The sequence below is a fragment of the Aquisalimonas asiatica genome (assembly GCF_900110585.1).
Lineage (GTDB): Bacteria > Pseudomonadota > Gammaproteobacteria > Nitrococcales > Aquisalimonadaceae > Aquisalimonas > Aquisalimonas asiatica.
In genome coordinates this window covers 69,910-94,922 of the sequence record NZ_FOEG01000013.1, presented here as the reverse complement: position 1 = coordinate 94,922, position 25,013 = coordinate 69,910, and the positions used below count along the sequence as shown (strand labels likewise).

Genomic DNA, 25,013 nt, shown 5'->3' with positions numbered 1-25,013 from the left:
TCCGGCATCCGGCATCCGGCATCCGGCATCCGGCATCCGGGCTTCCGGGCATCCGGGCATCCGGGCATCCGGGCATCCGGGCATCCGGGCTTCCGTAGGGTGGACCTTCAGGTCCACCGGCGGAGGTTTCGCCTGGCTCCATGCAGCAGCTCCGAAATCACGGTAGGGTGGACCTTCAGGTCCACCATCACCAGAACAGGAGCCGCCACGGCATGAGCGCGGGACAGCGGCTTCCGGGGACGCCGGAGCCCATGTATACCATCGACACGGATGCGGGGCTCCGCCTGGCGGCCGACGCCTGGGGCGACCCGGATGCGCCGCTGGTCATGCTGCTGCACGGCGGCGGTCAGACCCGTCATGCCTGGAAGGGGGCGGGAGAGGCCCTGGGCGCGGCGGGTTACCGGGCCGTGGCGTTTGATGCCCGCGGCCACGGTGACTCCGACTGGGCCGGCGAGGGCGGCTACGAGCAGGGCGTCATGGTGGATGATCTCAACGCCGTGATTCGTGCCTTCGGCGACCGTCCGGCAGCCCTGGTGGGCGCCTCCATGGGCGGGGGTGTCGGCCTGCTGGCTGCGGGCGAGCAGCGGTCCGACGTGGCCGCGCTGGTGCTCGTGGATATCGCACCGCAGATGGAGCAGGACGGCGTGGCGCGGATCATGGCCTTCATGCAGCGCCACGCCGGTGGGTTCGCCAGCCTGGATGAGGTTGCCGAGGCCATTCAGGATTATCAGCCCCATCGCCGCCGCAGTGCCAACCCGGACGGGCTGGCCAAGAACGTGCGCCAGGGGGCGGACGGCCGCTACTACTGGCACTGGGATCCGGCTTTCCTCCAGGTGCGGCGGGATTTCGAGGCGCGACGCCAGCGCCTGGAGAGCAGCGCCCGCCAGCTCCGGGTGCCCACCTTGCTGGTTCGTGGTGCGCTCTCCGACGTGCTCAGCGAAGAAGGTGTGCAGGCGTTTCTCGCCGACTGCCCGCATGCCGAGTACGTGAACGTCAGCGATGCCAGGCACATGGTCGCCGGAGACGGCAACGACATCTTCCTGGACTCGGTGCGGGCGTTTCTCGGGCGGGAGGTTGCGTCCGAAAGCGGTGCGCGGGGGGCGACCGGACAGCGCTGAAGCGGCCCTTCCGGACCAGTCGACCCGAAGCGTCTGCCCGGCACCGAAGTGCCGGGCAGACGGCGGGGGCTCAGTCCTCGTCCTTCTCCCAGTGCATGGTCCGGCGCACGGCCTTCTTCCAGCCCTTGTAGCGCTGCTCCCGCACGTCCGGGTCCATGTCCGGGGTGAAGGTGTGGTCCAGGGCGCCCTTGCTGACCACCTCGTCCTTGGTCCATACGCCAACGGCGATGCCGGCCAGGTAGGCCGCGCCCAGGGCGGTGCTCTCGGTGACCTGCGGTCGTTCGACGTTGACCCCGAGCATGTCCGACTGGAACTGCATCATCACGTTATTGGCCACGGCGCCGCCGTCCACGCGCAGCGCTTTCAGGGTAATGCCGGAGTCCGCCTGCATGGCGTCGATGACGTCCTTGGTCTGGTAGGCCAGCGAGTCCAGAGTGGCGCGGGTGATGTGCTCCTTGCGGGTGCCGCGGGTGAGGCCGAAGATGGCGCCGCGGGCGTACATGTCCCAGTAGGGTGCCCCCAGCCCCGCGAACGCCGGCACCACGTAGACGCCGCCGGAGTCCGGCACCTTGCCGGCGTAGTACTCGGAATCTTCGGCCGAGTCGATGAGCTTGAGCTCGTCGCGCAGCCACTGCACGGCCGCCCCGGCGATGAAGATGGCCCCCTCCAGGGCGTACTCCACCTTGCCGTCCAGCCCCCAGCCGATGGTGGTGAGCAGGCCGGACTTGGACGGCACGGGCGTCTCGCCGGTGTTCATGAGCAGGAAGCAGCCGGTGCCGTAGGTGTTCTTCACCATCCCCTTGTCGAAACAGGTCTGGCCGAACAGCGCCGCCTGCTGGTCCCCGGCAATGCCGGCAATGGGCACCTGGGCGCCGCCGAACATCTCCTTGCCCGTGGTGCCGTAGACCTCGCTGGAGGGCCGTACCTCCGGCAGCATGGAGCGCGGGACGCCCAGCTCCTCGAGCATGCGGTCGTCCCAGTCCAGCTTGCGGATGTCGTACAGCAGCGTGCGCGAGGCGTTGCTGTAGTCCGTGACATGGCGTTCGCCCCGGGTGAGGTTCCACACCAGCCAGGTGTCCATGGTGCCGAACAGCAGCTCGCCGCGTTCCGCTCGTTCGCGCACGCCTTCCACGTTGTCCAGGATCCAGCGGATCTTGGTGCCGGAGAAGTAGGCGTCCACCACCAGGCCGGTGGTGTCGCGGATGTGCTGCTCCAGGCCGCGGGCCTTGAGGTCGTCGCATAGTGGGGCGGTGCGGCGGTCCTGCCAGACGATGGCGTTGTGGACGGGCTTGCCGGTCTCCCGGTCCCACACCACGGTGGTTTCGCGCTGGTTGGTGATGCCGATGCCGGCCACCTCCGCGGGCTTCACGCCCTGGGTCTCCAGCACCTCGCGGGCCACGCCCATCTGCGCGCCCCAGATCTCCATGGCGTCGTGCTCCACCCAGCCGGGTTCCGGGTAGTACTGGTTGAACTCCTTCTGGGCGACGCCGACGATAGTCGCGTCGCGATCGAACAGGATGGCCCGGCAACTGGTTGTTCCCTGGTCGAGGGCCATGATGTATTGCTTGTCCATGATCTTACTCCTCCGTATTCCACATTATTGATCTGGTTGCGGTGCCCGAGGTTCCGGGCCCCTGTTCAGGCGCCACCGTCCCGTTCCTCGTTGGTGGTCCGTGCGCTCACGGCGGGAGCCTGTTGCAGGCCTGTGAACGCCGCGATGATGCAAGCGGCCAGCACCGCGAGGGCGATGAACAGCGCCGTGGGGCTGCCCTGTTCGAAAACGAAAGCATAGAACAGGCCGCCAGCGGCGCCGCCGATGAGCGGGCCGATCACCGGGACCCAGGCGTACTGCCAGTTGGAGCCGCCCTTGCCCGCGATGGGCAGCACGAAGTGGGCGATGCGTGGCCCGAGGTCGCGTGCCGGGTTGATGGCGTAACCGGTGGGGCCGCCCAGGGACAGGCCGATGGCGAAGATCAGCAGGCCGACGATCAGCGGGTTCAGGCCCTCGGTGAACTCGTTGGCGCCGATGAACAGAATCCCCAGCACCAGCACGAACGTGCCGATGATTTCGCACAGCAGGTTGCCCGGCGTGTGGGGTATGGCGGGGTCGGTGCTGAACACGCCCAGCTTGGCGCCGGCATCGTCGGTGGCCGCCCAGTGCGGGTAGTAGGCGAGAAAGACCACGCTGGCGCCGATGAAGGCCCCGATCATCTGCGCCACGATATAGGCGGGCACATCCGCCCAGGGGAACTCGCCGATGGCTGCCAGCCCGACGGTCACCGCCGGGTTGATGTGGGCGCCGCTGATGTCGCCCACGGCGTAGATGGCGAGCGCCACCGCCATGCCCCAGCCCGCGGTGATGACGATCCAGCCACTCGCCTGGGCTTTTGAATGGTTCAGCAGGACGCCTGCCACGACGCCGCCGCCGAATATGATGAGAATCATCGTCCCGATGATTTCGCCGATAAAGGGTGTCATGTCTTACTCCTCCTCCTTGTGACAAACCAGCACGGCTTTGGCGGGCGTCTTGGTCCGCTCTCGTGGATGCCGCGGTGGCTGTGCGAGCCTTCTTCAGGTGGTATCAGCGCGCCGCCCGGTGAGCCTCCCCGGTGAGTCCGGGTTGTTCCGGGGCGCCGTGCCGTGAGAACCAGGCATCGATTGCCTGCCTGGTGGTTTCGGAGACGTGCAGGCCCATGCGCGAACGCCGCCACAGGACGTCGTCCGCGGTCCGGGCCCACTCGTACCGAATCAGGTAATCCAGTTCCGCCGTGTACATGCCGTCGCCGAGGTGTTCCCCCAGGTCGTCCAGCGACCGTGCATGACCCACCAGGGTATGCATCCGGGTGCCGTAGTTGCGGGCGTAGCGCCACAGCAGGCCCGGCGGCAGGAACGGGTAGTCCTCGCCGAGGGCGGCCAGCCACGCGTCGAAGTCGGCCGCCGGGATGTCTCCACCCGGAAGGGTTTCCGTCGCCGTCCAGGGTCTGGCGGCCAGTTGCAGCGGGCCGGCAAGCTGCGCCAGCGCGTCTTCGGCCAGCGTGCGGTAGGTGGTGATCTTGCCGCCGAACACCGACAGCAGCGGTGCCCGCCCGCCATCGGTGTCCAGGTCGAGAACGTAGTCGCGGGTGACCGCCGATGCGTCCGCCGCTGCGTCGTCGTACAGGGGGCGCACACCGGCGTAGCTCCACACCACGTCCGCCGGGGTGATGGCGCGCTGGAAGTAGTGATTGATGGTGTTGCAGAGGTATTCCGTTTCCGCGTCCGAGATGGACAGGCTGCGCGGGTCGCCCTCGAAGGCCTCGTCGGTGGTGCCGATCAGGGAGTAGTCGTGTTCGTAGGGGATCACGAAGATGACGCGACGGTCGTCATTCTGCAGCAGGTAGGCCTGATCGTGATCGAACAGCCTCGGCACCACCAGGTGGCTGCCCTTCACCAGCCGCACGTGCTTGCCCGCAGCCTGCTCGGCCCTGCCCGTGACGGACTGGAGGAAGCGGCTGACCCAGGGACCGGCGGCATTGACCAGGGCGCGGGCCTGGATGGTGCGGTTCGCGCCCGAGTGCTGGTCCTGTAGGTCCACCGCCCAGTGATCCCCTTCGCGTCGGGCACCGACACAGGCCGTATGGATGCACACTTCGGCGCCGCGCTCGGCGGCATCCAGGGCGTTCAGTACCACCAGCCGTGAGTCCTGCACCCAGCAGTCGGAGTAGGCGAAGCCATCGGTGAACTCCGGGCGCAGTGGCTGTCCGGCCGGATCGGTGGCGAGCCTGAGCCCCCGGGAGCCCGGCAGGCTGCTGCGCCCGCCAAGGTGGTCGTAGAGAAACAGTCCGGCGCGAATCATCCACCGGGGGCGGAGCGAGCGGGTGTGCGGCATGACGAAGCGCATCGGCCAGATGATGTGGGGCGCCGCCTTGAGCAGCACCTCCCGCTCCTTGAGCGCCTTGCGGACCAGGCTGAACTCGTAGTACTCGAGATAACGCAGGCCGCCGTGGATGAGCTTGGTACTCGCGGAGGAGGTGTGCGCGGCGATGTCGTCCCGTTCGCAGAGCAGCACGCGCAGGCCCCGGCCCGCCGCGTCCCGTGCAATCCCCGCTCCGTTGATGCCTCCTCCGACTACGACGAGATCGTAGTTGCTGTTTTCGTTTGTCATGTTTGGTTCGTGTTTTTTCGTGGGAATGTTCGGGTGAACATAGCACGAACAAAAGCGAGCGCAATATGAAAGGTCAATGTTGACGGATGAACGGAGAAGCGCCGGAAAGTGATCAGGTGTCCGGCGTGAAGATCCGCACCTGCGCATCGCGCAGTTGCTGCAGCCAGGCTTCGGGCGGTTGCCGGTCGGTGAACAGGGCGTCCAGTTCGCGCAGGTGGCCCAGCTCAACCATGGCGCTGCGGCCGAACTTGCTGTAGTCGGCGGCGAGCCAGAACTGGCGCGCCTGGGCCATGATGGCCTGTACCACCCGCACTTCGCGGTAATCGAAGTCGAGCAGCGTGCCGTCGGCATCGATACCGGAGATGCCGGTGATGCCGTAGTCCACGCGGAACTGACGCATGAAGTCGATGGTGGCCTCACCGGTAATGCCGCGATCGCCCGGCCGTACCACACCGCCGGCGAGGATGATCTCGAAGGTGGGGTTGTTGGTGAGAATGGTGGCGACATTCAGGTTGTTGGTGATGATGCGCAGGCCGTCGTGGTGTAGCAGCGCCTTGGCGATCTCCTCGTTGGTGGTGCCCAGGGTGATGAACAGCGATGCCTGGTCCGGGACCTGCGCGGCCAGTGTGCGCGCAATGCCCTGTTTCGCGTCGAGCTGCATGACCTTGCGGGCCCGGTAGGCGACGTTCTCAACGCTCGATGGCAGGCCGGCACCACCGTGGTGGCGGCGCAGAAGGCCGGCGGCGCAGAGCTGATTGATATCCCGGCGGATGGTCTGGGGCGTGACCTCGTACTCCTCGGCAAGGCCGTCGATGGCGACGAAGCCATCCTTTCTGACCCGTTCCATGATGCGTTCCTGCCGGGGAGTGAGATCGTGCATTGCTGCCTCGCGGTGGTTCGGCTCTTTTCGAATGTGAAAGCGCGGCGTCGTCCGGTTGCAGGCCATGGTACCCGAGCGGTGCGCCCCTGTCCGGGGCGCGGTGCGGTGTCGCTACGTACGGTGATAGACGTCGAAGCGGGTGCTGCTGCCGCCCACGCTGAAGTCGGGCGCCGTGCCGCCAAGAGCGGGTGCGCGGCGCTGGCGTTTCACGACCACCCGTCGTGCTGCTGCGGCCAGGGCGGGTGCGAGCAGCGGGCCGGCGTCGTCCGGCGGGCCCAGCAGCGCCTGCAGGTGCTGCATCGCCTTGCCGGACTTGCCGCCGGTGCGCCGGTGCGGGTACATGGGATCCAGATAGACCACGTCGGGTCTGTCGGTCGCCTCCAGCCGGGCCAGGTAGTCGCCGCTGTCGGCGCTGATCAGCGTCATCCTGCTGGCCATGGCCTGGGTGCGCGGATCGAGCCGTGCACGGGCCAGTCCGTCCTCCAGCAGGGCGCCAAGCACCGGGGAGCGCTCCACCAGCGTCACGGGGCAGCCGACCATGGCGAGGATCGCGGCGTCCTGGCCCAGGCCTGCGGTCGCGTCCAGTACCCGGGGGCGGTCGCCGCGGCGGGCACCCACGGCGCGCACCAGGGGCTCCCGGGCGGCCCCCGCCTGCTGCAGGCGCCGCAGGAAGCGGGGCTCCAGGAAATCGACGCGGATAAGACCGGGGCTGCCTGGGCGGCTGTCCGTCAGGCTGACGCCGTTGGCGCCCGTCGTCAGCCGCAACCCTGGCGGGGTCTCGGCGGTCGCCAGCGGCAGGCTCCAGCGGCGGGCCAGGGCGGCTGCCGTCTTCCCCGCGCCCGGCGCAGCCTCCTGCGTGACGTAACACTGTTCCTGTTTATCCGTTGGGGTGTTGGAAAAGGCTGTCAAATCAGTGTCCTGCGTGCGCTGCCTCGGTGCGATTCCAGTTGAGTGCCTTGCTGCTGTGCCGTAAGATACCTTGAAGTGCGCGCAAGCGCCGGTTTCGCCGCCCCGGGGTGCGTGCCCCCCTGGCGGCGGCGACCCATCGGCCGGCATATCCGGCAGCCTTCGAGGTCGACGTTCATGGTCGAGAAACAGCCCGAACCCGCGCCAGCGATGGACCCCCGGGAACTCTCCCGCACCCTGGTGGATATCACGACCCGCAGCCAGGAGCTTGTCAACGAGTTCGTGACCCGCGAGCAGTCGGCCCATCACATTGATCTGGACGACGCCCTGCACATGTCGGGGCTGTTCCAGCAGCTCGCCTCGCGGATGGTCTCCAATCCGATGCAGCTCGCCCAGTCCCAGATCGCCTTCTGGCAGGACTACGCGCAGCTCGTGAACAACACCACCATGCGGTTCCTCGGGCAGAACCGCGAGTCGGTCATCGACCCGGAGCGGGGTGACAAACGCTTCAGCCACGATGCCTGGGAAGACAGCCCCATCTTCGATTTCATCAAGCAGTCCTACCTGCTGGCGGCGGACTACGTGCACTCCACCGTGCGCAACGTGGAGGGTCTGGACGAGCAGACGGCGCGCAAGGTGGACTTCCACACCCGGCAGTTCGTGGATGCCCTGTCGCCCACCAATTTCGTCGCAACGAATCCGGAGGTGCTGGAGAAGACCGTCGAGACGGGCGGACAGAATCTCCTGCGCGGGCTACGCAATCTGCTGGACGATCTGGCCGCGGGCGAGGGCAGGCTGCGCGTCAGCATGACCGACACCGAGGCGTTCGAGGTGGGCCACAATCTGGCCATCACGCCCGGCAAGGTGGTGTTCCAGAACGATCTGATCCAGCTCATTCAGTACACGCCCACCACCGACACGGTCTACAAGCGGCCGCTGTTGTTCGTGCCGCCATGGATCAACAAGTACTACATCCTGGATCTCCAGCCGCGGAATTCCATGATCAAGTACATGGTGGATCAGGGGCATACCGTGTTCGTGATCTCCTGGAAGAACCCCACCAGCGACTACGCCGACAAGACCTTCGCCGACTACATGGTGGAAGGGCCGCTGGCGGCGCTGGACGCCATCGAGCAGGCCACCGGCGAGACGGACGTCAACTGCGTCGGCTACTGCCTGGGCGGCACGCTCATGGGGGCGACCCTGGCGTACATGGCGGCGAACAACGACGCGCGCATCAAGAGCATCACCTTCTTCACCGCCATGCTCGATTTCTCCGAGCCGGGCGAGCTGGAGATCTTCATCGACGAGGAGCAGCTCCGGAACCTGGAGCGCCGCATGGGCAGCCAGGGGTTTCTCGAAGGACGGGCCATGGCGACCACCATGGCGACGCTGCGCGCCAACGACCTGATCTGGTCGTTCTTCATCAACAACTACCTCAAGGGCGACGACCCGTTCCCGTTCGACCTGCTCTACTGGAACCAGGACTGCACCAACATGCCGGCGCGGATGCACACCTTCTACCTGCGCAACATGTACCAGGAGAACCGCCTGCGGGAGCCGGGCGGCATCGAGCTGGATGGCGTTCCCATCGACCTGGGAAAGGTCGATATACCCAGCTGCTTCGTCTCCGCCCGGGAAGACCACATTGCGCCCTGGAAGACCTGCTATCAGGGAGTGCACCTGATCGGTGGGCGGCCGCGGTTCATCCTGGGTGGCTCGGGCCATATCGCCGGTATCATCAACCCGCCGTCGCGGGAGAAGTACGGGTACTGGGTGGGTGACAACACCCCCGGTACTGCCGCCGAATGGCTGGACAGCGCCGAATGGGCCCCCGGCTCCTGGTGGCCGGAGTGGGAGCAGTGGCTTGCCGGGCAGGCGTCGGCGAAGGTCGCTGCACGGCAGCCCGGGGCGGGGGCGCTGCCGGTGATCGAGGACGCACCGGGTGCCTACGTCCGCGAACACGCCTGACCGGTCTTTCCAGCCCGCCGGGAACGTGTAAGATACCGGCGTGGCAACGGTCGATTTCACGCTCAATGTCTCGCGCGACGACATGCTGGCCTACTACGGCGGCTACAGCAGCCAGGTGGTCGTCTGCAGCGACGACGGCGTCTGGGTTCAGTTCCCGGCGAATCGGCTTCGCGCTTTTGTGAACCACGACGGCGTGCATGGCCGGTTTCGCCTTTACTATGACGAATCGGGCCGTATCGAACGGCTGGACCGTCTGTAACGTCCCTGGCAGGTGACAATGGCACAGCAGGATCTGGAGAGGATCGAGGAACTTCCCACGTTGCCCCGCTTCGTGCAGGACATCCTCAAGGTCGTCAACGACAAGGACGCACCGCTGCCCGATGTCGCCGCCGCCCTTGCCATGGATCCCGGCACCAGCGGCCGCGTGGTCTCTGCCGCCAACGCCGCATTCTTCACCGGCTACCAGCCCATCTACAGCGTTGATGACGCCGCCGTGCGGCTTGGGCTCAACCGGGTGCGGGTGCTGGCGACCACCACGCTGTTGAGCGCGCAGTTCCAGTCCTGCTCCTGCCCCGCCCTCAATCAGGGCCGTTTCTGGCGGGCGAGCATGAACGTCGCGCTCTGCGCCAGCAAGCTGGGCAACTATGTGCCGCTCGAGACCGAGACGGCGGCCGGGTATCTCGCCGGCCTGCTCCACAACATCGGTGTCCTCGCAAACGCTCACGTCTTCCCCGACGCCATGCAGCGCGCCCTCACCGCCGACGACCGCGACGACACCCGTCTCGCCGAGCGCGAGCAGCGTGAGCTCGGGTTCGATCACTACCAGTCGGGCAGTCGGTTGCTGGCGAGCTGGGATCTGCCGGATCCCCTGGTGACGGTGGTTGCGCACCACGCCGACCCGGACTACCAGGGCGACTGGGCGCGCCTCACGGACATGGTGGGCGCCTGTGTGGACTGGTATCGGGCGGGTTACGAGGATCGTCCGACGCGGCGGATCCTGCGGGGTATCTCCGAGCCGAAACTGAACAACATCGGCATGAGCTGCCGTCGTGAGGACGAGCAGCTCGGCACCTTTGCGGAGGAAGTGGCCGGCGCCGCGTGACGCCGGCAGCAGGGCGTCAGGCTTCGGTGTCCAGAATGCGGCCGAGGGTCTGTTCCGCCTCATCGACGCTTTGCACGGTGTTCACCGATGCGCGCGCCAGGGTCTCGTTCTGGGTGGATTCCACGAGCGCGGTGTTGAGGTCCTCGTTCTCGTCGACACCGGCGGTCACGCGAGCCACCGTTTCCGCGTTGCGCTGCATTTCCTGATCGGCCCGCTGCAGGCCGGCCGTCGCCGAGTGGAATGCGCTGGCAATATCCATGGTGCCTCCGTTGAACACACCGCTGAGATATTCGCAGTCTACCATCCAGGCGGGTGGGTGACGGTGTGAACTGCGTCACGCTCTCTTGCCCCCGCCCGTCTCGCTGCCCATAATCGGCGGCCCGGTTCAGCAGCAGCGGCAGCGATGCGCGAGCACAGTTTTCAGAGCCATGACGGTCTGCGTCTGCCGGTGCACGTGCTGGGCAGCGGGCCGCCACTGGTGATCATCCCCGGCTGGCTTGGCGCCTACACCGACTGGTACCCGGTCGTCCAGCGCCTGGCACAGGATCGCACCTGTTACATCTGGGAGGCGCGGCCCTATTTCGACCCGGGTGTCGCCGGGATCGACGTGCTTGCGGCCGACCTGCGGGCGCTGATCCAGGCCTTCGACCTGCAGGCACCGCTGGTGCTGGGTCACTCCATGGGTGCCCTGACCTGCTGGGAGTACGTGCGCCAGTTCGGCTGCGACGGCATCGGCCGATTGTGCCTGGTCGACCAGTCGCCGCGGCTGCTCACCGATGCGGACTGGTCGCTGGGGCTGTTCGGCGCTTTCAGCGAGGCCGACAATCAGGCCTTCATCGACGCGCTGCGCGCGGATTTCGTCGGCACCACCATGGCGTTCATCACCCGCGGGCGCCAGGTGGAGCCGGGCAGTGGCGCGGCGCGGCTGGAGGCGATGTTCCGCGAGACGCGCCGGCAGCGTCTGGACGCCCTCGACCCGGAGCCGTGGATTCGCTGCTGGGAGCATTTCTCCCGGCGCGACTACCGCCCCGAAGTGGAGCGGGTGGACGTGCCCACGCTGCTTGTCTTTGGTGCCCGCAGTTTCTACGGGCTGGACGTCGCCCGCTACGTCCACCGCCACACGCCGGATTCCCTTCTGCGTGTTCACGCCCTGGCGGGGCATTCGCCGCACCAGGATGACCTGCCCGGGTTTCTTGAGAACGTTCGCGTATTTGCGTGCGATTAAGGGCACTCTGCTTGTTCGCCGCGAGGTGCTAGAATCTCTGGTTTTTTCCACGAACGGATACAGATATGAGTGAACAGCCACTGGTGGGCGTGATCATGGGCAGCAAGTCGGACTGGGACACCATGGCCCATGCCGACGAGACGTTGACCGAGTTCGGGGTGGCCCACGAGTGCCGGATCGTCTCCGCGCACCGCACGCCCGAGTGGATGGCCCAGTATGCGGTCGAGGCGGAAGGGCGTGGCCTGGAAGTGATCATTGCCGGTGCCGGCGGTGCTGCCCACCTGCCCGGCATGGTCGCCGCCCAGACCACCCTGCCGGTGCTTGGGGTGCCGGTGGAGAGCCGCACCATGAAGGGGATCGACTCCCTGTACTCCATCGTGCAGATGCCCGGCGGCGTGCCCGTGGCCACCCTGGCCATCGGCACCGCGGGGGCGAAGAACGCCGCGCTGCTGGCCGTGTCGATTCTCGCCAACGGCCGGCCGGAGCTGCGGGAGAAGCTGCACGCCTTTCGCCGCGCCCAGGCGCAGAAAGTGATGGAGGATACCCTGCCGTGAGCCAGGCCATTCTTCCCGGGGCGACCATCGGCATTCTCGGCAGCGGCCAGCTCGGGCGGATGACCGCCTCGGCGGCCCGGCGGCTGGGCTACCGGGTGCATACCCTGTCACCCGGGGCCGATACCCCGACCGGCCACCTGGCCGATCGGGAAGTCACCGCCGACTATGACGACCTGGACGCCGTGGCCGATTTCGCCCGCGGTGTGGACGTCCTCACCTTCGAGTTCGAGAACGTGCCGGCAGCGACCACCGACTGCGCCGAGCGTCACGCGCCGGTGCGGCCGGCCGGGCAGGTGCTGCACGTGTGCCAGAACCGCAGTCGCGAGAAGGGTTTTCTCAACGACCACGGCTTTCCCGTGACGCCGTTCCGGGATGTGGATTCCCGCGAGGCACTGGATGGCGCCATCGCCGCGCTCGGCCTGCCCGCCGTGCTCAAGACCGCCGGTTTCGGCTACGACGGCAAGGGCCAGGCGGTAATCCGCGATGCGGCTGAAGTGGATGCCGCCTGGGAGTCCATCGGCAGTGGTCCGGCGGTGCTGGAGACGCTGGTGGATTTCCAGTGCGAGGTCTCCGTGGTCGCCGCCCGGGGGATCGACGGCAGTTTCGCCCACTGGGGCGTGGTGACCAACGACCACCACAACCACATTCTCGATGTGTCCGTTCCGGAGGCGCCCCTGCCAGCCTCGGTGCGCGAGCGCGCCGTGGATGTTGCCCGCGGCATTCTCGAGGCGCTGGACGTGGTGGGCGTGCTGTGCGTGGAGTTCTTCCTGCGGGCCGATGGCGAGCTCATGGTCAACGAGCTGGCGCCGCGGCCCCACAACTCCGGGCATTTCAGCTTCGATGCCAGCGTCACCAGCCAGTTCGAGCAGCAGGTGCGCGCCGTGTGCGGTCTGCCCCTTGGCAGTACCGAACTGCTGCGGCCGGCGGCCATGGTCAACCTGCTTGGCGATCTGTGGGCGACCGGCGAGCCCGACTGGGCAGCCGCCCTGGGTGACCCGCAGATCAAGCTGCACCTCTACGGCAAGACCGAAGCCAAGCCGGGGCGCAAGATGGGGCACATGGTCGCCTTCGGCAACGATCACGACGACGCCCGCCAGCGCGCACTGGCTGCACGGGCGGCCCTGACGCGGTAACGTCCATGGTGGACCTGAAGGTCCACCCTACTCCCGGCTACGGCACGGTCGCTTGCATTCGGCGTAAGGTGGACCTTCAGGTCCACCACCCCACGACTCCCAACACCGACAAGGAACGCATTATGTGGTTCAAGAACCTCTGCCTCTACGTCCTGGAGCAGGACTTCCCCCACGATGCCGAGGCCCTGGACGAGCGCCTGGCCCGGGACGTCTTCGAGCCCTGCGGCCGGCTGGACATGGAGTCCGGTGGCTGGAGCCCGCCCCTGGGCGAGGGGCACGTCCAGCTCGTCCACCCTGCCGGTGGTTGCCTGATGATGGCGCTCAAGGAGGAGAGCAAGCTCATGCCGGCTGCCGTGATCCGCGAATCCCTGCAGGAGCGGGTGCACGTCATCGAGGAGCAGGAGGCGCGCAAGGTCCGCAAGAAGGAGAAGGACCGCCTCAAGGACGAAATCGTGCTGGACCTGCTGCCGCGGGCGTTCAGCCGCAGCAAGCGCACCTTCGGCTACGTGGACACGAACAACGGCTGGCTACTGGTGGACGCCGCCAACTGGAAGAAGGCCGAGGAGTTCAGCGAGCGCCTGCGTGACGTGCTCGGTACCCTGCCGCTGGCGCCGGCCGAGCCGGAAGCGGCGCCGCAGTCGGTGATGACCCGCTGGCTTACCCGCGACAGCCTGCCCACGGACTTCGCCCTGGGCGACGAATGCGTCCTCGTGGACCCGGAGCTGGAAGGTGGTGAGGTGCGCTGCAAGCGCATCGACCTGTCCTCCACGGAAGTGAAGAACCACATCAAGGCCGGCAAGCGGGTCTCCCGGCTCTCGCTCACCTGGCAGGACCGGGTCAGCTTCATGCTGGATGCCGACATGAGCATCAAGCGCCTGCGTTTCCTGGACGCCGTCCAGGACGAGCGGGCCGAGACCGAGACGAACACCGACGCCGAGCGCTTCGACAGCGACTTCACCATCATGAGCCTGGAGCTGGCGCGCTTGATCCCGCGGCTGCTGGACGTGCTGAACGAGGAGTAACCGCGGGCGGGAGCGCCCGCAGATGGTGGACCTGAAGGTCCACCCTACGCCGAGCTTGGGGCACTGTGCCGCCCCGGGAGTAGGGTAGACCTCCAGCAGATGGTGGACCTTCAGGTCCACCATTCCACCGTCGAGCGCCCGGCCCCCACGCCCGGGCCCCCCGGGCCCGAACCCCGTAGGGTGGACCTTCAGGTCCACCATCCCCCGGAGCCCATGCCCCCGGGAACCTTACTCGGCCAGCATGGGTCTCAATTCCGGCCAGATGGTGTCCAGGATCAGCGGCTGGGCGTCGGCGGTGGGGTGGATGCCGTCGCTCTGCATGAGGCCCGGATCCTCGGCGACACCGTCGAGGATCCGCGGCACCAGCGCGAGATCGTATTCCGTGGCAACATTGGCGAACGACTGGGTAAACCGTTCGGTATAGGCCTGGCCATAATTCGGGGGAATGCGTACACCGGCGATCAGCACCCGGGCGCCCGCGTCGCGGGCCGTCTCCACGATCCGCCCCAGATTGCGCTCGATCTCCCCGGGGCTGACGCCGCGCAGGCCGTCGTTGCCCCCAAGGGCGACCACGACGATGTCCGGTTCGTGGCGCTCCAGCGCCTGGGGCAGGCGGCTGAGACCGTTGCGGGTGGTGTCGCCGCTGGTGCTGGCATTGGCGGCGCGCCAGGGCAGGTCTTCCTCGGCCAGCCGTTGGTCCAGCAGGGCAACCCAGCCCTGGTCACGGTCCATGCCGTAGGCGGCGCTCAGGCTGTCGCCGAGGACGAGGACGGTGCGCTCCCCGGCCAGGCCCGGGCCGGCCAGACCCAGCAACAGAACCGCCGCCACGACGAGGCGCAGCAGGAGGGAATGAGTGATGGGTGATGCTGCAAGCGGCAGTGTGCTTCGTGCGGAAGGGCTCGGCATGGTCTTTCGCGGTCCCGATGGTGACATTCGATTGTTTCAGGATATCGATCTTGCCATCGCACAGGGAGAAACGCTCGCGATTCTGGGCGCCTCCGGGTCGGGAAAGTCCACGCTGCTCGGGCTGCTGGCCGGCCTCGACGTGCCCACCGAAGGCCGGGTTCATGTCGGCGGCTCCGAGCTCACCGCGCTGGACGAGGACCAGCGTGCACGGGTCCGGGGCGAGCAGGTGGGGTTCGTTTTCCAGGCGTTCCACCTGCTGGGTGGGCTGACCGCCCTGGAGAACGTGATGATGCCCCTGGAGCTGGCCGACCGCAAAGACCCGGTCACGCCCGCGCGCCAGGCGCTCGAGCAGGTCGGGCTGGCGGAGCGCATGGATCACTATCCCAACCAACTCTCCGGCGGCGAGCAGCAGCGCGTGGCCATCGCCCGGGCCTTTGTTGGTGCGCCGAGAGTGCTGCTCGCCGATGAGCCCACGGGTAACCTGGACCAGGCCACCGGTGCGCGCATCCAGGATCTCCTGTTCGAGCTCAATCGCGCCCACGGCACGACACTGGTGGTAGTCACCCACGACCCGCAGCTGGCGGCGCGCTGTCACCGGACCCTGCATCTGGATCGCGGCCAGCTGGTGGCCGCATGAGAGCGCCACGCCAGGGGCTGCGCCTGCTTCGGCGCGACTGGCGTGCTGGCGAGCTGCGCCTGCTGGCCACGGCCGTGGTGCTGGCGGTCACGGCCATTACCGCGGTGGCCTGGCTGGCGGACCGGGTGGCGGCCGGCACCGAAGGCCGTGCCGCCGAACTGTTGGGTGCCGACCGGGCGCTGGTGAGCAACTCCGCCATCGGGCCGGAGCCGGAGAGCCTCGCCCTGGAGCTGGGCCTGACCACCGCGCGCACGCTGGAGTTCACCAGTGTCGTCCTGGCCGGTGACGAGACACAGCTCACCGCCGTCAAGGCCGTCAGCCGCGGCTATCCCCTGCGCGGCCGCCTGGAAGTGGGCAGCGACCCGGACGCCGACGCCCGGCCGGTGGATGGTATCCCCGAGCGCGGCGAGGTCTGGGCCGAGCCGCGGCTGCTTCTGCAGCTCGGCCTGGATCCCGGTGACGCCGTGGAGCTGGGCGCCAGCCGCTTCACCCTGAGCCAGCTACTGTTTCTCGAGCCCGATCGCGGGGGCGGCTTCCAGAGCCTGTCACCGCGGGTGATGATGCACCTGGACGACGTGCCCGACACCGGCCTGGTCCAGCAGGCGAGCCGGGTGACCCACCGGCTGCTGGTGGCCGGTGACAGCGGTGACGTGGCCGAATGGGCGCGCCAGGTGGAGGGGCGGCTCGGCACTGACCAGGCCCTGGAGTCACCGGGGCAGGAGCAGCCCGGCGTCGCCCAGGCCATGGAGGCGGCGGAGCGGTTTCTCGGGCTCAGCGCGCTGCTCACCGTGGTGGTGGGCGGCGTCGCCATGTTGCTGACCATCCGCCGTTACGCGGCCCGTCATCTGGACCGGGTGGCGGTCATGCGCTGCCTGGGCGCCACCCAGAAGCAGATCGTCGCCATGCTGACCTGGAAGATGATCTGGCTGGGCCTGTTCGCCGCGGTGGCCGGTACGGCGCTCGGGTTTCTGGTCCATCTGGCCATGCTGGAACTGCTGGCGGACTACCTCCCCGCGCTGCCGCCACCGTCGCCGCGGCCGGCCGCCGTGGGTATTCTCGCCGCCCAGGTCATTCTGCTGGGGTTCGCCATCCCCACGGTGCTCCGGCTCAAGCGCGTACCGCCGCTGCGAGTGCTGCGCCGGGACCTGGGCGATCACGTCTACCGCGGCGCCAGCATCTACGTCATCGCCCTGGCCGCGGTCTTCGGGCTGATGTGGTGGCAGGCCGGCGACCTGCTGCTGAGTGTCTACGTCTTCGGTGCCGTCATGGCGACACTGGCCGCCCTGGCGCTGGCCGGTGGCGGCGTGATCTGGTTCCTGCGGCGCCAGCGCGGCCGGCGGGGCAGTGCCTCGCTGCTGCTCTCCGGGCTGACCCGCCGTCCGTGGACGGCCGTCATCCAGATCATGGCCCTGGGGCTCGGGCTGATGGCGCTGGTGCTGCTGACGCTGGTGCGCAACGACCTTCTGGCCACCTGGCAGGGTGGCGTGCCCGACGACGCGGCCAACTACTTCCTCATCAACATCCAGCCGGACGAGGCCGATGAGCTCGCCGCTACGCTCGACGATGCCGGCGTGGAGACATCGGTGTACCCCATGGTCCGGGCGCGCCTCGTGGGCATCAACGACCGTGACATCCGCCCCTCGGACTACGACGAGCCGCGCACACAGCGCCTGGTGGCGCGGGAGTTCAATCTCTCCTGGCTGGAGCGGCTCCCGGAGGACAACAGCGTCGTGGCCGGAGCCTTCTGGGAGCCGGATGCGCCCGATCCGGAGCAGTTCTCGCTGGAAGAGGAGATGGCGGAGCGCCTCGGCGTGGGCGTGGGTGACACCCTGCACTTCGACATCGCCGGCGAGCGCTACAGTGCGCCCATTACCAACCTGCGCGCCGTGCAGTGGGACAGCTTCAACGTGAACTTCTTTGCCGCCGCCGCACCCGGGCTGCTGGACGATGCCCCGGCCACGTACATCACCAGCTTCTACCTGCCATCGGAGCAGTCGTCACTGCTGGCGCAGCTGGTGCGCCAGCACCCCAGTGTCACCCTGATCGACGTCACGGCCATTCTCGACACGGTGCGGGGTATCATGGACCAGGGGGCGCGCGTGGTGGAGTTGATGGCGTTTCTCACTCTGCTGTCGGGGCTGGTGGTGCTGCTGGCGGCGCTGCAGGTCACCCGGGAAGAGCGGCAGTTCGAGAGTGCGCTACTCCGGGCCATGGGTGCGCGCCGGGCGCTGATCCGTCGCCTGGCGGCCACCGAGTTCCTGCTGCTCGGTGCCGTGGCCGGGTTGCTGGCCGGTGCCGGGGCGGCGTTGGCCGGCGTTGTCATGGCGCGGGAACTGTTCGAGCTGGATTACGTCTTCAACCCGTGGCTGCCGCTCATCGGCGCGGGCGTGGGCGCCCTGGTGGTTGCGCTCGCGGGGCTGGCGGCGACGCGCCGGCTGTACCGTGTCTCGCCGATGCGGCTGCTGCAGGAGGCGGATGAGGGCTGAGCCGCAGCCCGTTTTCTGTCATTGTCTGGATGTCCACCAACGGGAGACTGCCTTGACCGACGGATACCGTTTCGAAGAACTGGAACTGGGCATGCACGCGTCGTTCTCCAAGACCGTGACGGAAGCGGACCTGGTGAACTTCGCGGGTGTCAGCAGCGATTTCAACCCGCTCCATCTGGATGAGGCCTACGCCAACGGCACGCGCTTCGGTACGCGCATCGCCCACGGCATGTTGAGCGGGGCCTATCTGTCGGCGGTCATGGGCATGAAGCTGCCCGGGCCCGGCGCGGTCTATCTCAACCAGACCCTGAGCTTCAAGGCGCCCGTCCGGATCGGCGACCGGGTCATCGCCCGGGTGGAGATCACCGGTCTGCGGCCGGACAAGAACATCGTCACCTGCGACACCACCTGCTACGTTGACGACAAGCCCGTCACCGCGGGGGAGGCCGTCCTCATGGTGCCGTCCCGGGGGAAGTAGCATGACCGAACGCCTGCGACCGGACGCCTGGGTCGGGGATTTCTCCGTGCCGGTGGACACCACCCTGGCGCTGGATGTCGGCCCGCTGTCGCTGACCATCCACCGCAGCCCCATGGAGTGGATGCTCCGCCACAAGAGCGACGGCGACCTGTACGCCGATACCGTGACCCTGGACCGGCGCGAGGAGGTCCGCAACGAGACCGCGGACCGCAAGGAACACCGGTTCGTGCTTGCGGGCGACAGCCCCGATCTCACCATCAGCGTGCGACTGCCGGATCGGGGCATTGTCTCGCGCCCCCTGACCCCGTTGAGCATTCCGTCCGGCGAGACGGTCCGCCTGTACCTCAGCTATCCCCTGTGGGTGGTGGTCTCCGCCGGGGAGCCGCGGCGTCAGATGATCGAGTTCCCGAGCGTGCGCCTGTCCGACACCTGGTTCGGTGACAATACCCGCGAAGGGGTCATCTGCTACGCGACCCGCAGCCGGTGCCGCCTGAATCTTGCGGATCACCCGAACCTGCCCAACCGGGCGACCACGCCGCTGGTGATCCGCAATCACGGTGACGATACGCTGTTGCTGGATCGTGTGCGGCTGCCGGTCTCCACGCTCAGCCTGTATCGTGATGGTGACGGGCGCTTCTGGAGTGAGGAGGTGACGCTGACCCGGCGCGCCGACGGTGGCCTGGCCGATCTGGAGCTGGGGCGCGGGGCGCCCGCGGAAGCACCCGGCGCGGCCAGAATCGCGGAGCCCCGGGAAGTGCCCCAGCGCAACACCCTGGTGCGGGCGTTCAGCGCCCTGTTCTGAGCAGGCGTCAACCGGATGTGGTGGAGGCTGTAAGTGGGAGAGTTCGGTACGACCCTCTGGGATCAGCTGGTGGCCGTCAACTGGGCCGGCATGGTGCAGGCGGCCATCATTCTTGCCGTGGGCTGGTTGCTGGCGCGGCTGGTGTCGCGGTCGGCGGCGCGCGTGCTCAGCCTGCGCCTGGATCTGCACCAGACCACCATCGCCCGGCGGGTGATCTTCTACGTGATCCTCGGCCTGGTCATCGCCTCGGCGCTGCATCAGCTCGGCTTCCGCCTGGGTGTGCTGCTGGGTGCTGCCGGTATTCTGACCGTGGCCATCGGCTTTGCCTCGCAGACCTCGGCGTCGAATTTAATCAGCGGCCTGTTCCTGATCGCCGAGCGACCGTTCCAGATCGGTGATTTCGTCCAGATCGGCGACACCGTGGGCGAGGTGCTGGCCATCGACCTGCTCTCGGTCAAGCTGCGCACCCGCGACAACCTGTTCGTTCGCGTGCCCAACGAGACGCTGGTGAAGACCCAGGTCACCAACTACTCGCGATTCCCCATCCGCCGCTATGACCTGCAGCTGGGCGTCGCCTACAAGGAGGACATCGGTCGCGTGAAGACCGTGCTGGAGGGTGTCATGGACGCCAACCCGCTGTGTCTCGAAGAGCCGAAACCGCAGATCTTCTTCCAGGGGTTCGGTAGCTCGTCGGTGGATCTGCAGGTGTCGGTGTGGGCGGTCAGGGACAACTTCATCGAGCTGCGCAACACCCTGCCGCTGGAGATCAAGAAGGCGTTCGACGAGCAGGGGGTCGAGATTCCCTACCCGCACCTCAGCCTCTACACCGGCAGCGCCACGCAGCCGTTTCCGGTGAGACAGGCCGCCCCCGAAGATGATCAGGATCAAGAGGCCGGGGGACGAGACGGGTAACCTTGCTCCGGAGCCTCAAACAGGAGGGCATGCATGTCGGAGTTTCTCTCGCTGCACGGCAAGCGCGGTCTCGTGGTCGGCGTCGCCAACGAAGACTCCATCGCCTGGGCCTGTGCAAAGGCGTTTCGTGAGCTGGGCGCCGAGCTGGCCCTGACCTACGTCAACGACAAGGCGCGCCCGTACGTGGAACCGCTGGCACGTCGGGTTGGCGCGTCGCTGTTCGAGCCCTGTGACGTGCGCGAGGAGGGGCAGCTGGAGGCCGTGTTCCGGCGCATCGAGCAGGAGTGGGGCGGGCTCGACTTCGTGCTCCACTCCATCGCCTTTGCACCGCGCGAGGACCTGCACAGCCGGGTGGTGGACTGCAGCCAGGCCGGCTTCCTGCAGGCCATGGACGTCTCCTGCCACAGTTTTCTGCGCATGGCGCGGCTGGCCGAGCCGCTGATGCATGATGGTGGCGCGCTGCTGACCGTGAGTTTCTACGGTGCGGAGAAAGTCGTGGACGACTATAACCTCATGGGGCCGGTGAAAGCGGCGCTGGAGGCCAGTGTCCGGTACGCCGCCGCCGAACTCGGCCCACAGGGAATCCGCGTGCATGCGCTGTCGCCGGGGCCGCTCAGGACCCGCGCCGCCTCGGGCATCAGCCGCTTCGACGAACTGCTGGAGCGCGCCCGTGAGCGGGCGCCGCAGGAGAGCCTCGCCGACATCAACGACGTGGGTGCCATGGCCGCCCTGCTGGTCAGCGACCGGGCGAAGACCCTCACCGGCAACACCACATACATCGACGCCGGCTATCACATCGTCGGCTGAACGCCAGGGAGCACGGAATGAGCGAGACAGACAGCGCGCAACAGGGAGAGCCCCGCCGCCAGCTCAGGCGGCTGCTGCACATGGCCGAGGGTCTCCCGGCCCTGCGCACCGCCGTGGTCCATCCGGTGGATGAGCCGAGCCTGGCAGGCGCCATGGAAGCCGCGCGGCAGGGGTTGATCGAGCCGGTGCTGGTGGGGCCGGAGGCGAAGATCCGTGACTGTGCCGACAGCGCCGGGCTGGATCTGGGTGACACCGAGATTGTTGCCACCGAGCACAGCCACGAAGCCGCCGAGACCGCGGTGGCCATGGCCGCCGGGGGCGACGTGGCGGTGCTCATGAAGGGCAAGCTGCATACCGACGAGATGATGCAGGAGGTGGTTGCCCGGCGGGGCGGTCTGCGCACCGACCGGCGCATGAGCCACGTCTGGGCCATGGACGTGCCCACCTATCCGCGCCCGCTGCTGATCACCGACTCGGCGCTGAACATCAGCCCCGACCTCACCACCAAGGCGGATATCTGCCGCAACGTCATCGAGCTGGCCCAGGCCCTCGGTGTGGACAGCCCGCGCGTGGCCATTCTCTCCGCCACGGAGGAGGTCAACCCGCAGATCCGCTCCACCATTGATGCCGCCGCCCTGTGCAAGATGGCCGACCGCGGTCAGATCCGTGGCGGCCGGCTCGACGGGCCGCTGGGATTCGACAATGCCATCTCCGAGGAGGCGGCGAAGACCAAGGGCATCCGCTCCGAGGTGGCCGGACGGGCGGACGTCTTGCTGGCGCCGGATCTGGAGTCCGCCAACATGCTGGGCAAGCAGCTGCACTACCTGGCCGGCGCCGAGGCGGCCGGCATCGTGCTCGGAGCACGGGTGCCCATCGTGCTCACCAGTCGCGCCGACGACGTCTTCTCGCGGACCGCCTCCTGCGCCATCGCACTGCTGCTCGCCGCCTACTACCGGGAGGGTCGCCAGCCATGAGCGACGCGTCCAGTCTGCTGGTCCTCAATGCCGGCTCGTCGAGCATCAAGTTCGCCGTCTACGGCGCCGGGGAACCGCCGGTCAACCACTGGCGCGGTCAGGCGGACGGGCTTGGCGGCGCGCACGCGCGCTTCCGGGTGCGCGACCCCGATGGCGGGGTGGTCACCGACGAGGCGCTGAAGGACAGCGATCACCGCTCCGCCCTGGAGCGGCTGCTGGCGTGGCTGGACGACACCGTGGGGTATGACCGCCTGCTGGCGGCCGGGCATCGCGTGGTGCACGGCGGCGTGGATTTCCACGCGCCGGTGCGGCTGACCGAAGACAACACCGCGGCGCTGGAGTCCCTGAGCAGCCTCGCGCCGCTGCACCAGCCCCACAACCTGGCGCCGGTGCGGATTCTTGCGGACCTGCGGCCGGATCTGCCGCAGGTGGCCTGCTTCGATACCGCCTTCCACCGCACCCAGGATGCCGTGGCCCAGCGCTTCGCCCTGCCGCGGGAATGGAGCGAGCGCGGCGTGATCCGCTACGGCTTTCACGGGCTCTCCTACGAGGCCATCATCACCGCGCTGCGCGAGGCGCATCCGCGCATCGCCCCCGGGCGGGTGATCGCCGCGCACCTGGGCAACGGCGCCAGCCTCTGCGCCATGCATGACGGCCGCAGCGTGGCCACCAGCATGGGTTTCACCGCCCTGGACGGCCTGCCCATGGGGCAGCGCTGCGGTGCCCTGGATCCGGGGGTGGTGCTGTATCTGCTGGAGCAGGGCATGAGCCGCGACGAGGTGCAGGACATGCTCTACCACCGCTCCGGCCTGCTGGGCATGTCCGGTATCAGCCACGACATGCGCGAGCTGCTGGGCAGCGATGCACCGGAGGCGGCGGAGGCGGTGGAGACCTACTGCTACCGGGCGGCGCGGGAGATCGGCTCCCTGGCCGTGGCCCTGGGCGGCGTGGACGCCCTGGTGTTCACCGCCGGCGTTGGCGAGAACGCGCCGGCGGTGCGTGCCGGCATCGTCGGCCGCCTGGGCAGCCTCGGGCTGGCGCTGAGCGCCCCGGCCAATGATGCCAACGCCCTGTTCATCAGCGCCGCGGACAGTCGGCCGGTGCTGGTGCTGCCCACGGACGAGGAGGGCATGATCGCCCGGCACACCCGGGCGCTGTTATCGTAGACCGGGCGGCGGGCCGGTCCGTCCGCGAGGGAGGCCGTCACCATGAAGCGCGTCTACAGCGCCCACAGCCCGTTGATGGTGGGGCATGTACGCAACCTGCTGGAAACCGAGGGCATCCGCTGTGTCACCCGGAACATGGGGCTCGCCGGTGCTGCAGGGGAGCTGCCGCCCACCGCGGTCTGGCCCGAGCTGTGGGTGGAGCGTGAGATCGATTACGAGCGCGCCGAGCGCATCGTCGCCGAGGCACTGGATGACACCCCCGCCACCGGGCGCAACTGGCGCTGCTCCGGCTGTGGCGAGGTGCTGGAGCCGCAGTTCGCCCAGTGCTGGAACTGCGGCGGGCGTAAGCCGGAAAACAATGGTTGAGTGGGGTCATGGTGGACCTTCAGGTCCACCATGACTGTCGTTCCCCTACTCCAGGTATTTCCGCCAATCCACCCGGTCATCCGCGAATGCGAGGATGTCGCTGGTGGTGAGGTCGTCCCGGGTGTTGTAACGGATCGGGGCCATGTCGCGCATGTCGGTGATGTAGCCGCCGGCGGCTTCCAGAATCGCCTGGGGCGCGCCCATGTCCCACTCCGAGATGGGGCCGTAGCGGGGAAAGAAGTCGGCGCGGCCCTCGGCAATGAGGCAGAACTTCAGCGATGCCCCCCACACGTCGGTGGCGTGTTCCGGCAGGCGCGCCAGGGTGCCGCGGGTGCGTGGCCCGGGGTTGCTGCGGCCGAGCACCACGCGCAGCGGATCACGGGCCTGGGGTGATACGCGAATGGGGACGGGTTCGCCGCCGTCCGCCTGCCGGAATGCACCCAGGTCCGGCCCGCCGAACCAGGTCTGCCCCAGGGCGGGCGCATGCACGATGCCCAGCACCGGGCGGTGATCCTCCACCAGGGCGATGTTGACCGTGAAGTGATCCGAACGGCGCACGAACTCGCGGGTGCCGTCCAGCGGGTCCAGCAGCCAGTAGCGCCGCCAGCCCCGCCGTTCGCTGAAGGGCGGCGGCGCCGTCTCCTCGGAGACGATGGGCAGCTCCGGCCCGAGCCGTGCCAGGCCCTGGCGCAGCAGTGCGTTGGCGCGGCGATCGGCCGGGGTGATGAGCGTGGTGTCCGCCTTGGTGTCCACGTCGAACCCCTGGCGGTAGATTCCCATGATGACGAAGCCCGCCTGCCGGGCGAGCTGGCACGCCTGGGGCAGCAGTCGTCTCAGGGCCTGCCGGTTCACGGTGGGGTGCCGCCTCCTTCGTCGCGCCGGCGGAGGAAGTCCCGGGCGAGGTAGAGGGCGGCGATGGAGCGACCTTCACTGAACTCGTCCTCGAAGACCAGGGCCTCCAGGTCGGCCAGCGGCCAGTCCACCACCTCCAGTGGCTCCGGCTCGTCGCCGGGCGCCGGGTCAGGGTAGAGCCCCTCGGCGAGCACCACCTGGGTGCGGTGGCCGAAATAGCCCGGCGCGAGGCTCAGCGCGCGCAGGGGCGTGAGGCGTTCGGCGGCGTAGCCGATCTCTTCCATGATCTCGCGGTTGGCGGCGGCCAGCATGTCCTCACCCGGCTCCACCCGGCCCTTGGGCAGGCCCAGCTCGTAGCGCTCGGTGCCGACGCCGTACTCGCGGATGAGCTTGAGCGTCCCGTCGCTTGCCACGGGCACGATGATCACCGCGCCCACCCGGCCGGAGCCGCGCATGCGCTCGAAGGTGACCTCGGTGCCGTTGCTGAAGCGCAGGTCCACGGCTTCCACGCGGAAGAGCTGCGACTGCGCCACCGTGCGGGTTTCGAGAATCTCGGGTTTGTCTGCCATTGG

26 protein-coding genes are annotated in these 25,013 nt (G+C 68.1%); 17 read left to right on the top strand and 9 right to left on the bottom strand.

The window, feature by feature from the left end; genetic code table 11:
• Window positions 1-212: 212 nt before the first annotated feature.
• Complete coding sequence (locus tag BMZ02_RS17705; protein ID WP_091646286.1) at window positions 213-1,118, top strand: alpha/beta fold hydrolase; 906 nt, start codon at window positions 213-215, stop codon at window positions 1,116-1,118.
• A gap of 70 nt (window positions 1,119-1,188) precedes the next feature.
• Here BMZ02_RS17705 and glpK read toward each other — a convergent pair whose 3' ends face one another.
• The 5 genes from glpK to BMZ02_RS17680 all read right to left on the bottom strand — a co-directional run bounded on the left by glpK (window position 1,189) and on the right by BMZ02_RS17680 (window position 7,051).
• Entirely contained in the window at window positions 1,189-2,691 is a 1,503-nt protein-coding gene (gene glpK, locus BMZ02_RS17700) for a glycerol kinase GlpK (protein WP_091646284.1), read from the bottom strand.
• Between the two features lie 65 nt (window positions 2,692-2,756).
• The gene (locus tag BMZ02_RS17695) at window positions 2,757-3,596 is read right to left on the bottom strand and encodes an MIP/aquaporin family protein (RefSeq protein ID WP_091646282.1); all 840 of its coding nucleotides are present in this window, start codon (window positions 3,594-3,596) and stop codon (window positions 2,757-2,759) included.
• A 103-nt stretch (window positions 3,597-3,699) separates the two neighbouring features.
• On the bottom strand, window positions 3,700-5,262 hold the full coding sequence (glpD, locus tag BMZ02_RS17690; RefSeq protein ID WP_091646280.1) for a glycerol-3-phosphate dehydrogenase: 1,563 nt from the start codon (window positions 5,260-5,262) through the stop codon (window positions 3,700-3,702).
• A gap of 112 nt (window positions 5,263-5,374) precedes the next feature.
• On the bottom strand, window positions 5,375-6,142 hold the full coding sequence (locus tag BMZ02_RS17685; RefSeq protein ID WP_091646278.1) for a DeoR family transcriptional regulator: 768 nt from the start codon (window positions 6,140-6,142) through the stop codon (window positions 5,375-5,377).
• 111 nt (window positions 6,143-6,253) lie between these two features.
• Window positions 6,254-7,051, bottom strand: a complete 798-nt coding sequence (locus BMZ02_RS17680) for a class I SAM-dependent methyltransferase (protein ID WP_171909980.1) — start codon at window positions 7,049-7,051, stop codon at window positions 6,254-6,256.
• Between the two features lie 174 nt (window positions 7,052-7,225).
• Between BMZ02_RS17680 and BMZ02_RS17675 the strand changes: the two genes are divergently transcribed.
• The 3 genes from BMZ02_RS17675 to BMZ02_RS17665 are packed head-to-tail and all read left to right on the top strand — an operon-like array spanning window position 7,226 to window position 10,121.
• Complete coding sequence (locus BMZ02_RS17675) at window positions 7,226-9,019, top strand: PHA/PHB synthase family protein (protein WP_091646274.1); 1,794 nt, start codon at window positions 7,226-7,228, stop codon at window positions 9,017-9,019.
• A 40-nt stretch (window positions 9,020-9,059) separates the two neighbouring features.
• The gene (locus BMZ02_RS17670) at window positions 9,060-9,278 is read left to right on the top strand and encodes a DUF2835 family protein (protein WP_245754073.1); all 219 of its coding nucleotides are present in this window, start codon (window positions 9,060-9,062) and stop codon (window positions 9,276-9,278) included.
• An 18-nt stretch (window positions 9,279-9,296) separates the two neighbouring features.
• Window positions 9,297-10,121 (top strand): HDOD domain-containing protein, encoded by an 825-nt coding sequence (locus tag BMZ02_RS17665; protein WP_091646273.1) that lies wholly within the window; start codon window positions 9,297-9,299, stop codon window positions 10,119-10,121.
• A gap of 16 nt (window positions 10,122-10,137) precedes the next feature.
• Here the strand turns inward: BMZ02_RS17665 and BMZ02_RS17660 are convergent, their stop codons facing one another.
• Window positions 10,138-10,380 (bottom strand): hypothetical protein, encoded by a 243-nt coding sequence (locus BMZ02_RS17660; protein ID WP_091646271.1) that lies wholly within the window; start codon window positions 10,378-10,380, stop codon window positions 10,138-10,140.
• Between the two features lie 144 nt (window positions 10,381-10,524).
• On the opposite strand from BMZ02_RS17660, the gene BMZ02_RS17655 reads away from it, so the two are divergent.
• From BMZ02_RS17655 to BMZ02_RS17640, 4 genes are all read left to right on the top strand, one after another.
• Window positions 10,525-11,346, top strand: coding sequence for an alpha/beta fold hydrolase (locus tag BMZ02_RS17655; RefSeq protein WP_091646270.1), 822 nt, complete (start codon window positions 10,525-10,527; stop codon window positions 11,344-11,346).
• 65 nt (window positions 11,347-11,411) lie between these two features.
• Window positions 11,412-11,900 carry a 5-(carboxyamino)imidazole ribonucleotide mutase gene (purE, locus tag BMZ02_RS17650; protein ID WP_091646268.1) on the top strand — a complete coding sequence of 163 codons (489 nt, stop codon included), beginning with the start codon at window positions 11,412-11,414 and terminating at the stop codon, window positions 11,898-11,900.
• Window positions 11,897-13,033 (top strand): 5-(carboxyamino)imidazole ribonucleotide synthase, encoded by a 1,137-nt coding sequence (locus tag BMZ02_RS17645; protein WP_091646267.1) that lies wholly within the window; start codon window positions 11,897-11,899, stop codon window positions 13,031-13,033. The genes purE and BMZ02_RS17645 overlap by 4 nt, the downstream gene beginning before the upstream one ends.
• A gap of 122 nt (window positions 13,034-13,155) precedes the next feature.
• A complete protein-coding gene (locus BMZ02_RS17640; RefSeq protein ID WP_091646265.1) occupies window positions 13,156-14,055 on the top strand; it encodes a recombination-associated protein RdgC in 900 nt (299 codons plus the stop codon).
• Window positions 14,056-14,283: 228 nt separating this feature from the next.
• On the opposite strand, the gene BMZ02_RS17635 is transcribed toward BMZ02_RS17640, so the two are convergent.
• Window positions 14,284-14,883: an arylesterase gene (locus BMZ02_RS17635; protein WP_245754072.1), complete on the bottom strand. Its 600-nt coding sequence runs from the start codon at window positions 14,881-14,883 to the stop codon at window positions 14,284-14,286.
• 28 nt (window positions 14,884-14,911) lie between these two features.
• Here BMZ02_RS17635 and BMZ02_RS17630 point away from each other — a divergent pair, with 28 nt between their 5' ends.
• The 9 genes from BMZ02_RS17630 (at window position 14,912) to BMZ02_RS17590 (ending at window position 23,589) form a co-directional block, all read left to right on the top strand.
• Window positions 14,912-15,598, top strand: coding sequence for an ABC transporter ATP-binding protein (locus BMZ02_RS17630; RefSeq protein ID WP_216110925.1), 687 nt, complete (start codon window positions 14,912-14,914; stop codon window positions 15,596-15,598).
• On the top strand, window positions 15,595-18,084 hold the full coding sequence (locus BMZ02_RS17625; RefSeq protein WP_091646260.1) for an ABC transporter permease: 2,490 nt from the start codon (window positions 15,595-15,597) through the stop codon (window positions 18,082-18,084). Before BMZ02_RS17630 ends, BMZ02_RS17625 begins: the two co-directional genes overlap by 4 nt.
• Window positions 18,085-18,136: 52 nt before the next feature.
• A complete protein-coding gene (locus tag BMZ02_RS17620; RefSeq protein ID WP_245754071.1) occupies window positions 18,137-18,562 on the top strand; it encodes a MaoC family dehydratase in 426 nt (141 codons plus the stop codon).
• A 1-nt stretch (window position 18,563) separates the two neighbouring features.
• Window positions 18,564-19,364, top strand: coding sequence for a hypothetical protein (locus BMZ02_RS17615; RefSeq protein ID WP_091646256.1), 801 nt, complete (start codon window positions 18,564-18,566; stop codon window positions 19,362-19,364).
• A 90-nt stretch (window positions 19,365-19,454) separates the two neighbouring features.
• The gene (locus BMZ02_RS17610; protein ID WP_091646292.1) at window positions 19,455-20,276 is read left to right on the top strand and encodes a mechanosensitive ion channel family protein; all 822 of its coding nucleotides are present in this window, start codon (window positions 19,455-19,457) and stop codon (window positions 20,274-20,276) included.
• 33 nt (window positions 20,277-20,309) lie between these two features.
• Window positions 20,310-21,083 (top strand): enoyl-ACP reductase FabI, encoded by a 774-nt coding sequence (gene fabI, locus BMZ02_RS17605; protein WP_091646255.1) that lies wholly within the window; start codon window positions 20,310-20,312, stop codon window positions 21,081-21,083.
• A gap of 17 nt (window positions 21,084-21,100) precedes the next feature.
• A complete protein-coding gene (locus tag BMZ02_RS17600) occupies window positions 21,101-22,057 on the top strand; it encodes a bifunctional enoyl-CoA hydratase/phosphate acetyltransferase (protein ID WP_091646253.1) in 957 nt (318 codons plus the stop codon).
• Entirely contained in the window at window positions 22,054-23,223 is a 1,170-nt protein-coding gene (locus BMZ02_RS17595; RefSeq protein ID WP_091646251.1) for an acetate/propionate family kinase, read from the top strand. Before BMZ02_RS17600 ends, BMZ02_RS17595 begins: the two co-directional genes overlap by 4 nt.
• Before the next feature lie 42 nt (window positions 23,224-23,265).
• Entirely contained in the window at window positions 23,266-23,589 is a 324-nt protein-coding gene (locus BMZ02_RS17590) for a putative signal transducing protein (protein ID WP_091646250.1), read from the top strand.
• Between the two features lie 45 nt (window positions 23,590-23,634).
• Here BMZ02_RS17590 and cysQ read toward each other — a convergent pair whose 3' ends face one another.
• The gene (cysQ, locus tag BMZ02_RS17585) at window positions 23,635-24,441 is read right to left on the bottom strand and encodes a 3'(2'),5'-bisphosphate nucleotidase CysQ (RefSeq protein ID WP_091646248.1); all 807 of its coding nucleotides are present in this window, start codon (window positions 24,439-24,441) and stop codon (window positions 23,635-23,637) included.
• Complete coding sequence (gene nudE, locus BMZ02_RS17580) at window positions 24,438-25,010, bottom strand: ADP compounds hydrolase NudE (RefSeq protein WP_091646246.1); 573 nt, start codon at window positions 25,008-25,010, stop codon at window positions 24,438-24,440. The genes cysQ and nudE overlap by 4 nt, the downstream gene beginning before the upstream one ends.
• Window positions 25,011-25,013 lie beyond the last annotated feature (3 nt).

Bases quoted from the DNA above. Each gene is read 5' to 3' on its own strand.
- BMZ02_RS17610 (WP_091646292.1), top strand. From the start codon at position 19,455: ATGGTGCAGGCGGCCATCATTCTTGCCGTGGGCTGGTTGCTGGCGCGG.
- BMZ02_RS17685 (WP_091646278.1), bottom strand. From the start codon at position 6,142: ATGCACGATCTCACTCCCCGGCAGGAACGCATCATGGAACGGGTCAGA.
- BMZ02_RS17655 (WP_091646270.1), top strand. From the start codon at position 10,525: ATGCGCGAGCACAGTTTTCAGAGCCATGACGGTCTGCGTCTGCCGGTG.
- BMZ02_RS17595 (WP_091646251.1), top strand. From the start codon at position 22,054: ATGAGCGACGCGTCCAGTCTGCTGGTCCTCAATGCCGGCTCGTCGAGC.
- glpK (WP_091646284.1), bottom strand. From the start codon at position 2,691: ATGGACAAGCAATACATCATGGCCCTCGACCAGGGAACAACCAGTTGC.
- fabI (WP_091646255.1), top strand. From the start codon at position 20,310: ATGTCGGAGTTTCTCTCGCTGCACGGCAAGCGCGGTCTCGTGGTCGGC.
- BMZ02_RS17625 (WP_091646260.1), top strand. From the start codon at position 15,595: ATGAGAGCGCCACGCCAGGGGCTGCGCCTGCTTCGGCGCGACTGGCGT.
- purE (WP_091646268.1), top strand. From the start codon at position 11,412: ATGAGTGAACAGCCACTGGTGGGCGTGATCATGGGCAGCAAGTCGGAC.
- BMZ02_RS17600 (WP_091646253.1), top strand. From the start codon at position 21,101: ATGAGCGAGACAGACAGCGCGCAACAGGGAGAGCCCCGCCGCCAGCTC.
- BMZ02_RS17640 (WP_091646265.1), top strand. From the start codon at position 13,156: ATGTGGTTCAAGAACCTCTGCCTCTACGTCCTGGAGCAGGACTTCCCC.
- BMZ02_RS17615 (WP_091646256.1), top strand. From the start codon at position 18,564: ATGACCGAACGCCTGCGACCGGACGCCTGGGTCGGGGATTTCTCCGTG.
- BMZ02_RS17665 (WP_091646273.1), top strand. From the start codon at position 9,297: ATGGCACAGCAGGATCTGGAGAGGATCGAGGAACTTCCCACGTTGCCC.
- BMZ02_RS17630 (WP_216110925.1), top strand. From the start codon at position 14,912: ATGGGTGATGCTGCAAGCGGCAGTGTGCTTCGTGCGGAAGGGCTCGGC.
- BMZ02_RS17705 (WP_091646286.1), top strand. From the start codon at position 213: ATGAGCGCGGGACAGCGGCTTCCGGGGACGCCGGAGCCCATGTATACC.
- BMZ02_RS17695 (WP_091646282.1), bottom strand. From the start codon at position 3,596: ATGACACCCTTTATCGGCGAAATCATCGGGACGATGATTCTCATCATA.
- BMZ02_RS17675 (WP_091646274.1), top strand. From the start codon at position 7,226: ATGGTCGAGAAACAGCCCGAACCCGCGCCAGCGATGGACCCCCGGGAA.
- BMZ02_RS17590 (WP_091646250.1), top strand. From the start codon at position 23,266: ATGAAGCGCGTCTACAGCGCCCACAGCCCGTTGATGGTGGGGCATGTA.
- BMZ02_RS17660 (WP_091646271.1), bottom strand. From the start codon at position 10,380: ATGGATATTGCCAGCGCATTCCACTCGGCGACGGCCGGCCTGCAGCGG.
- glpD (WP_091646280.1), bottom strand. From the start codon at position 5,262: ATGACAAACGAAAACAGCAACTACGATCTCGTCGTAGTCGGAGGAGGC.
- nudE (WP_091646246.1), bottom strand. From the start codon at position 25,010: ATGGCAGACAAACCCGAGATTCTCGAAACCCGCACGGTGGCGCAGTCG.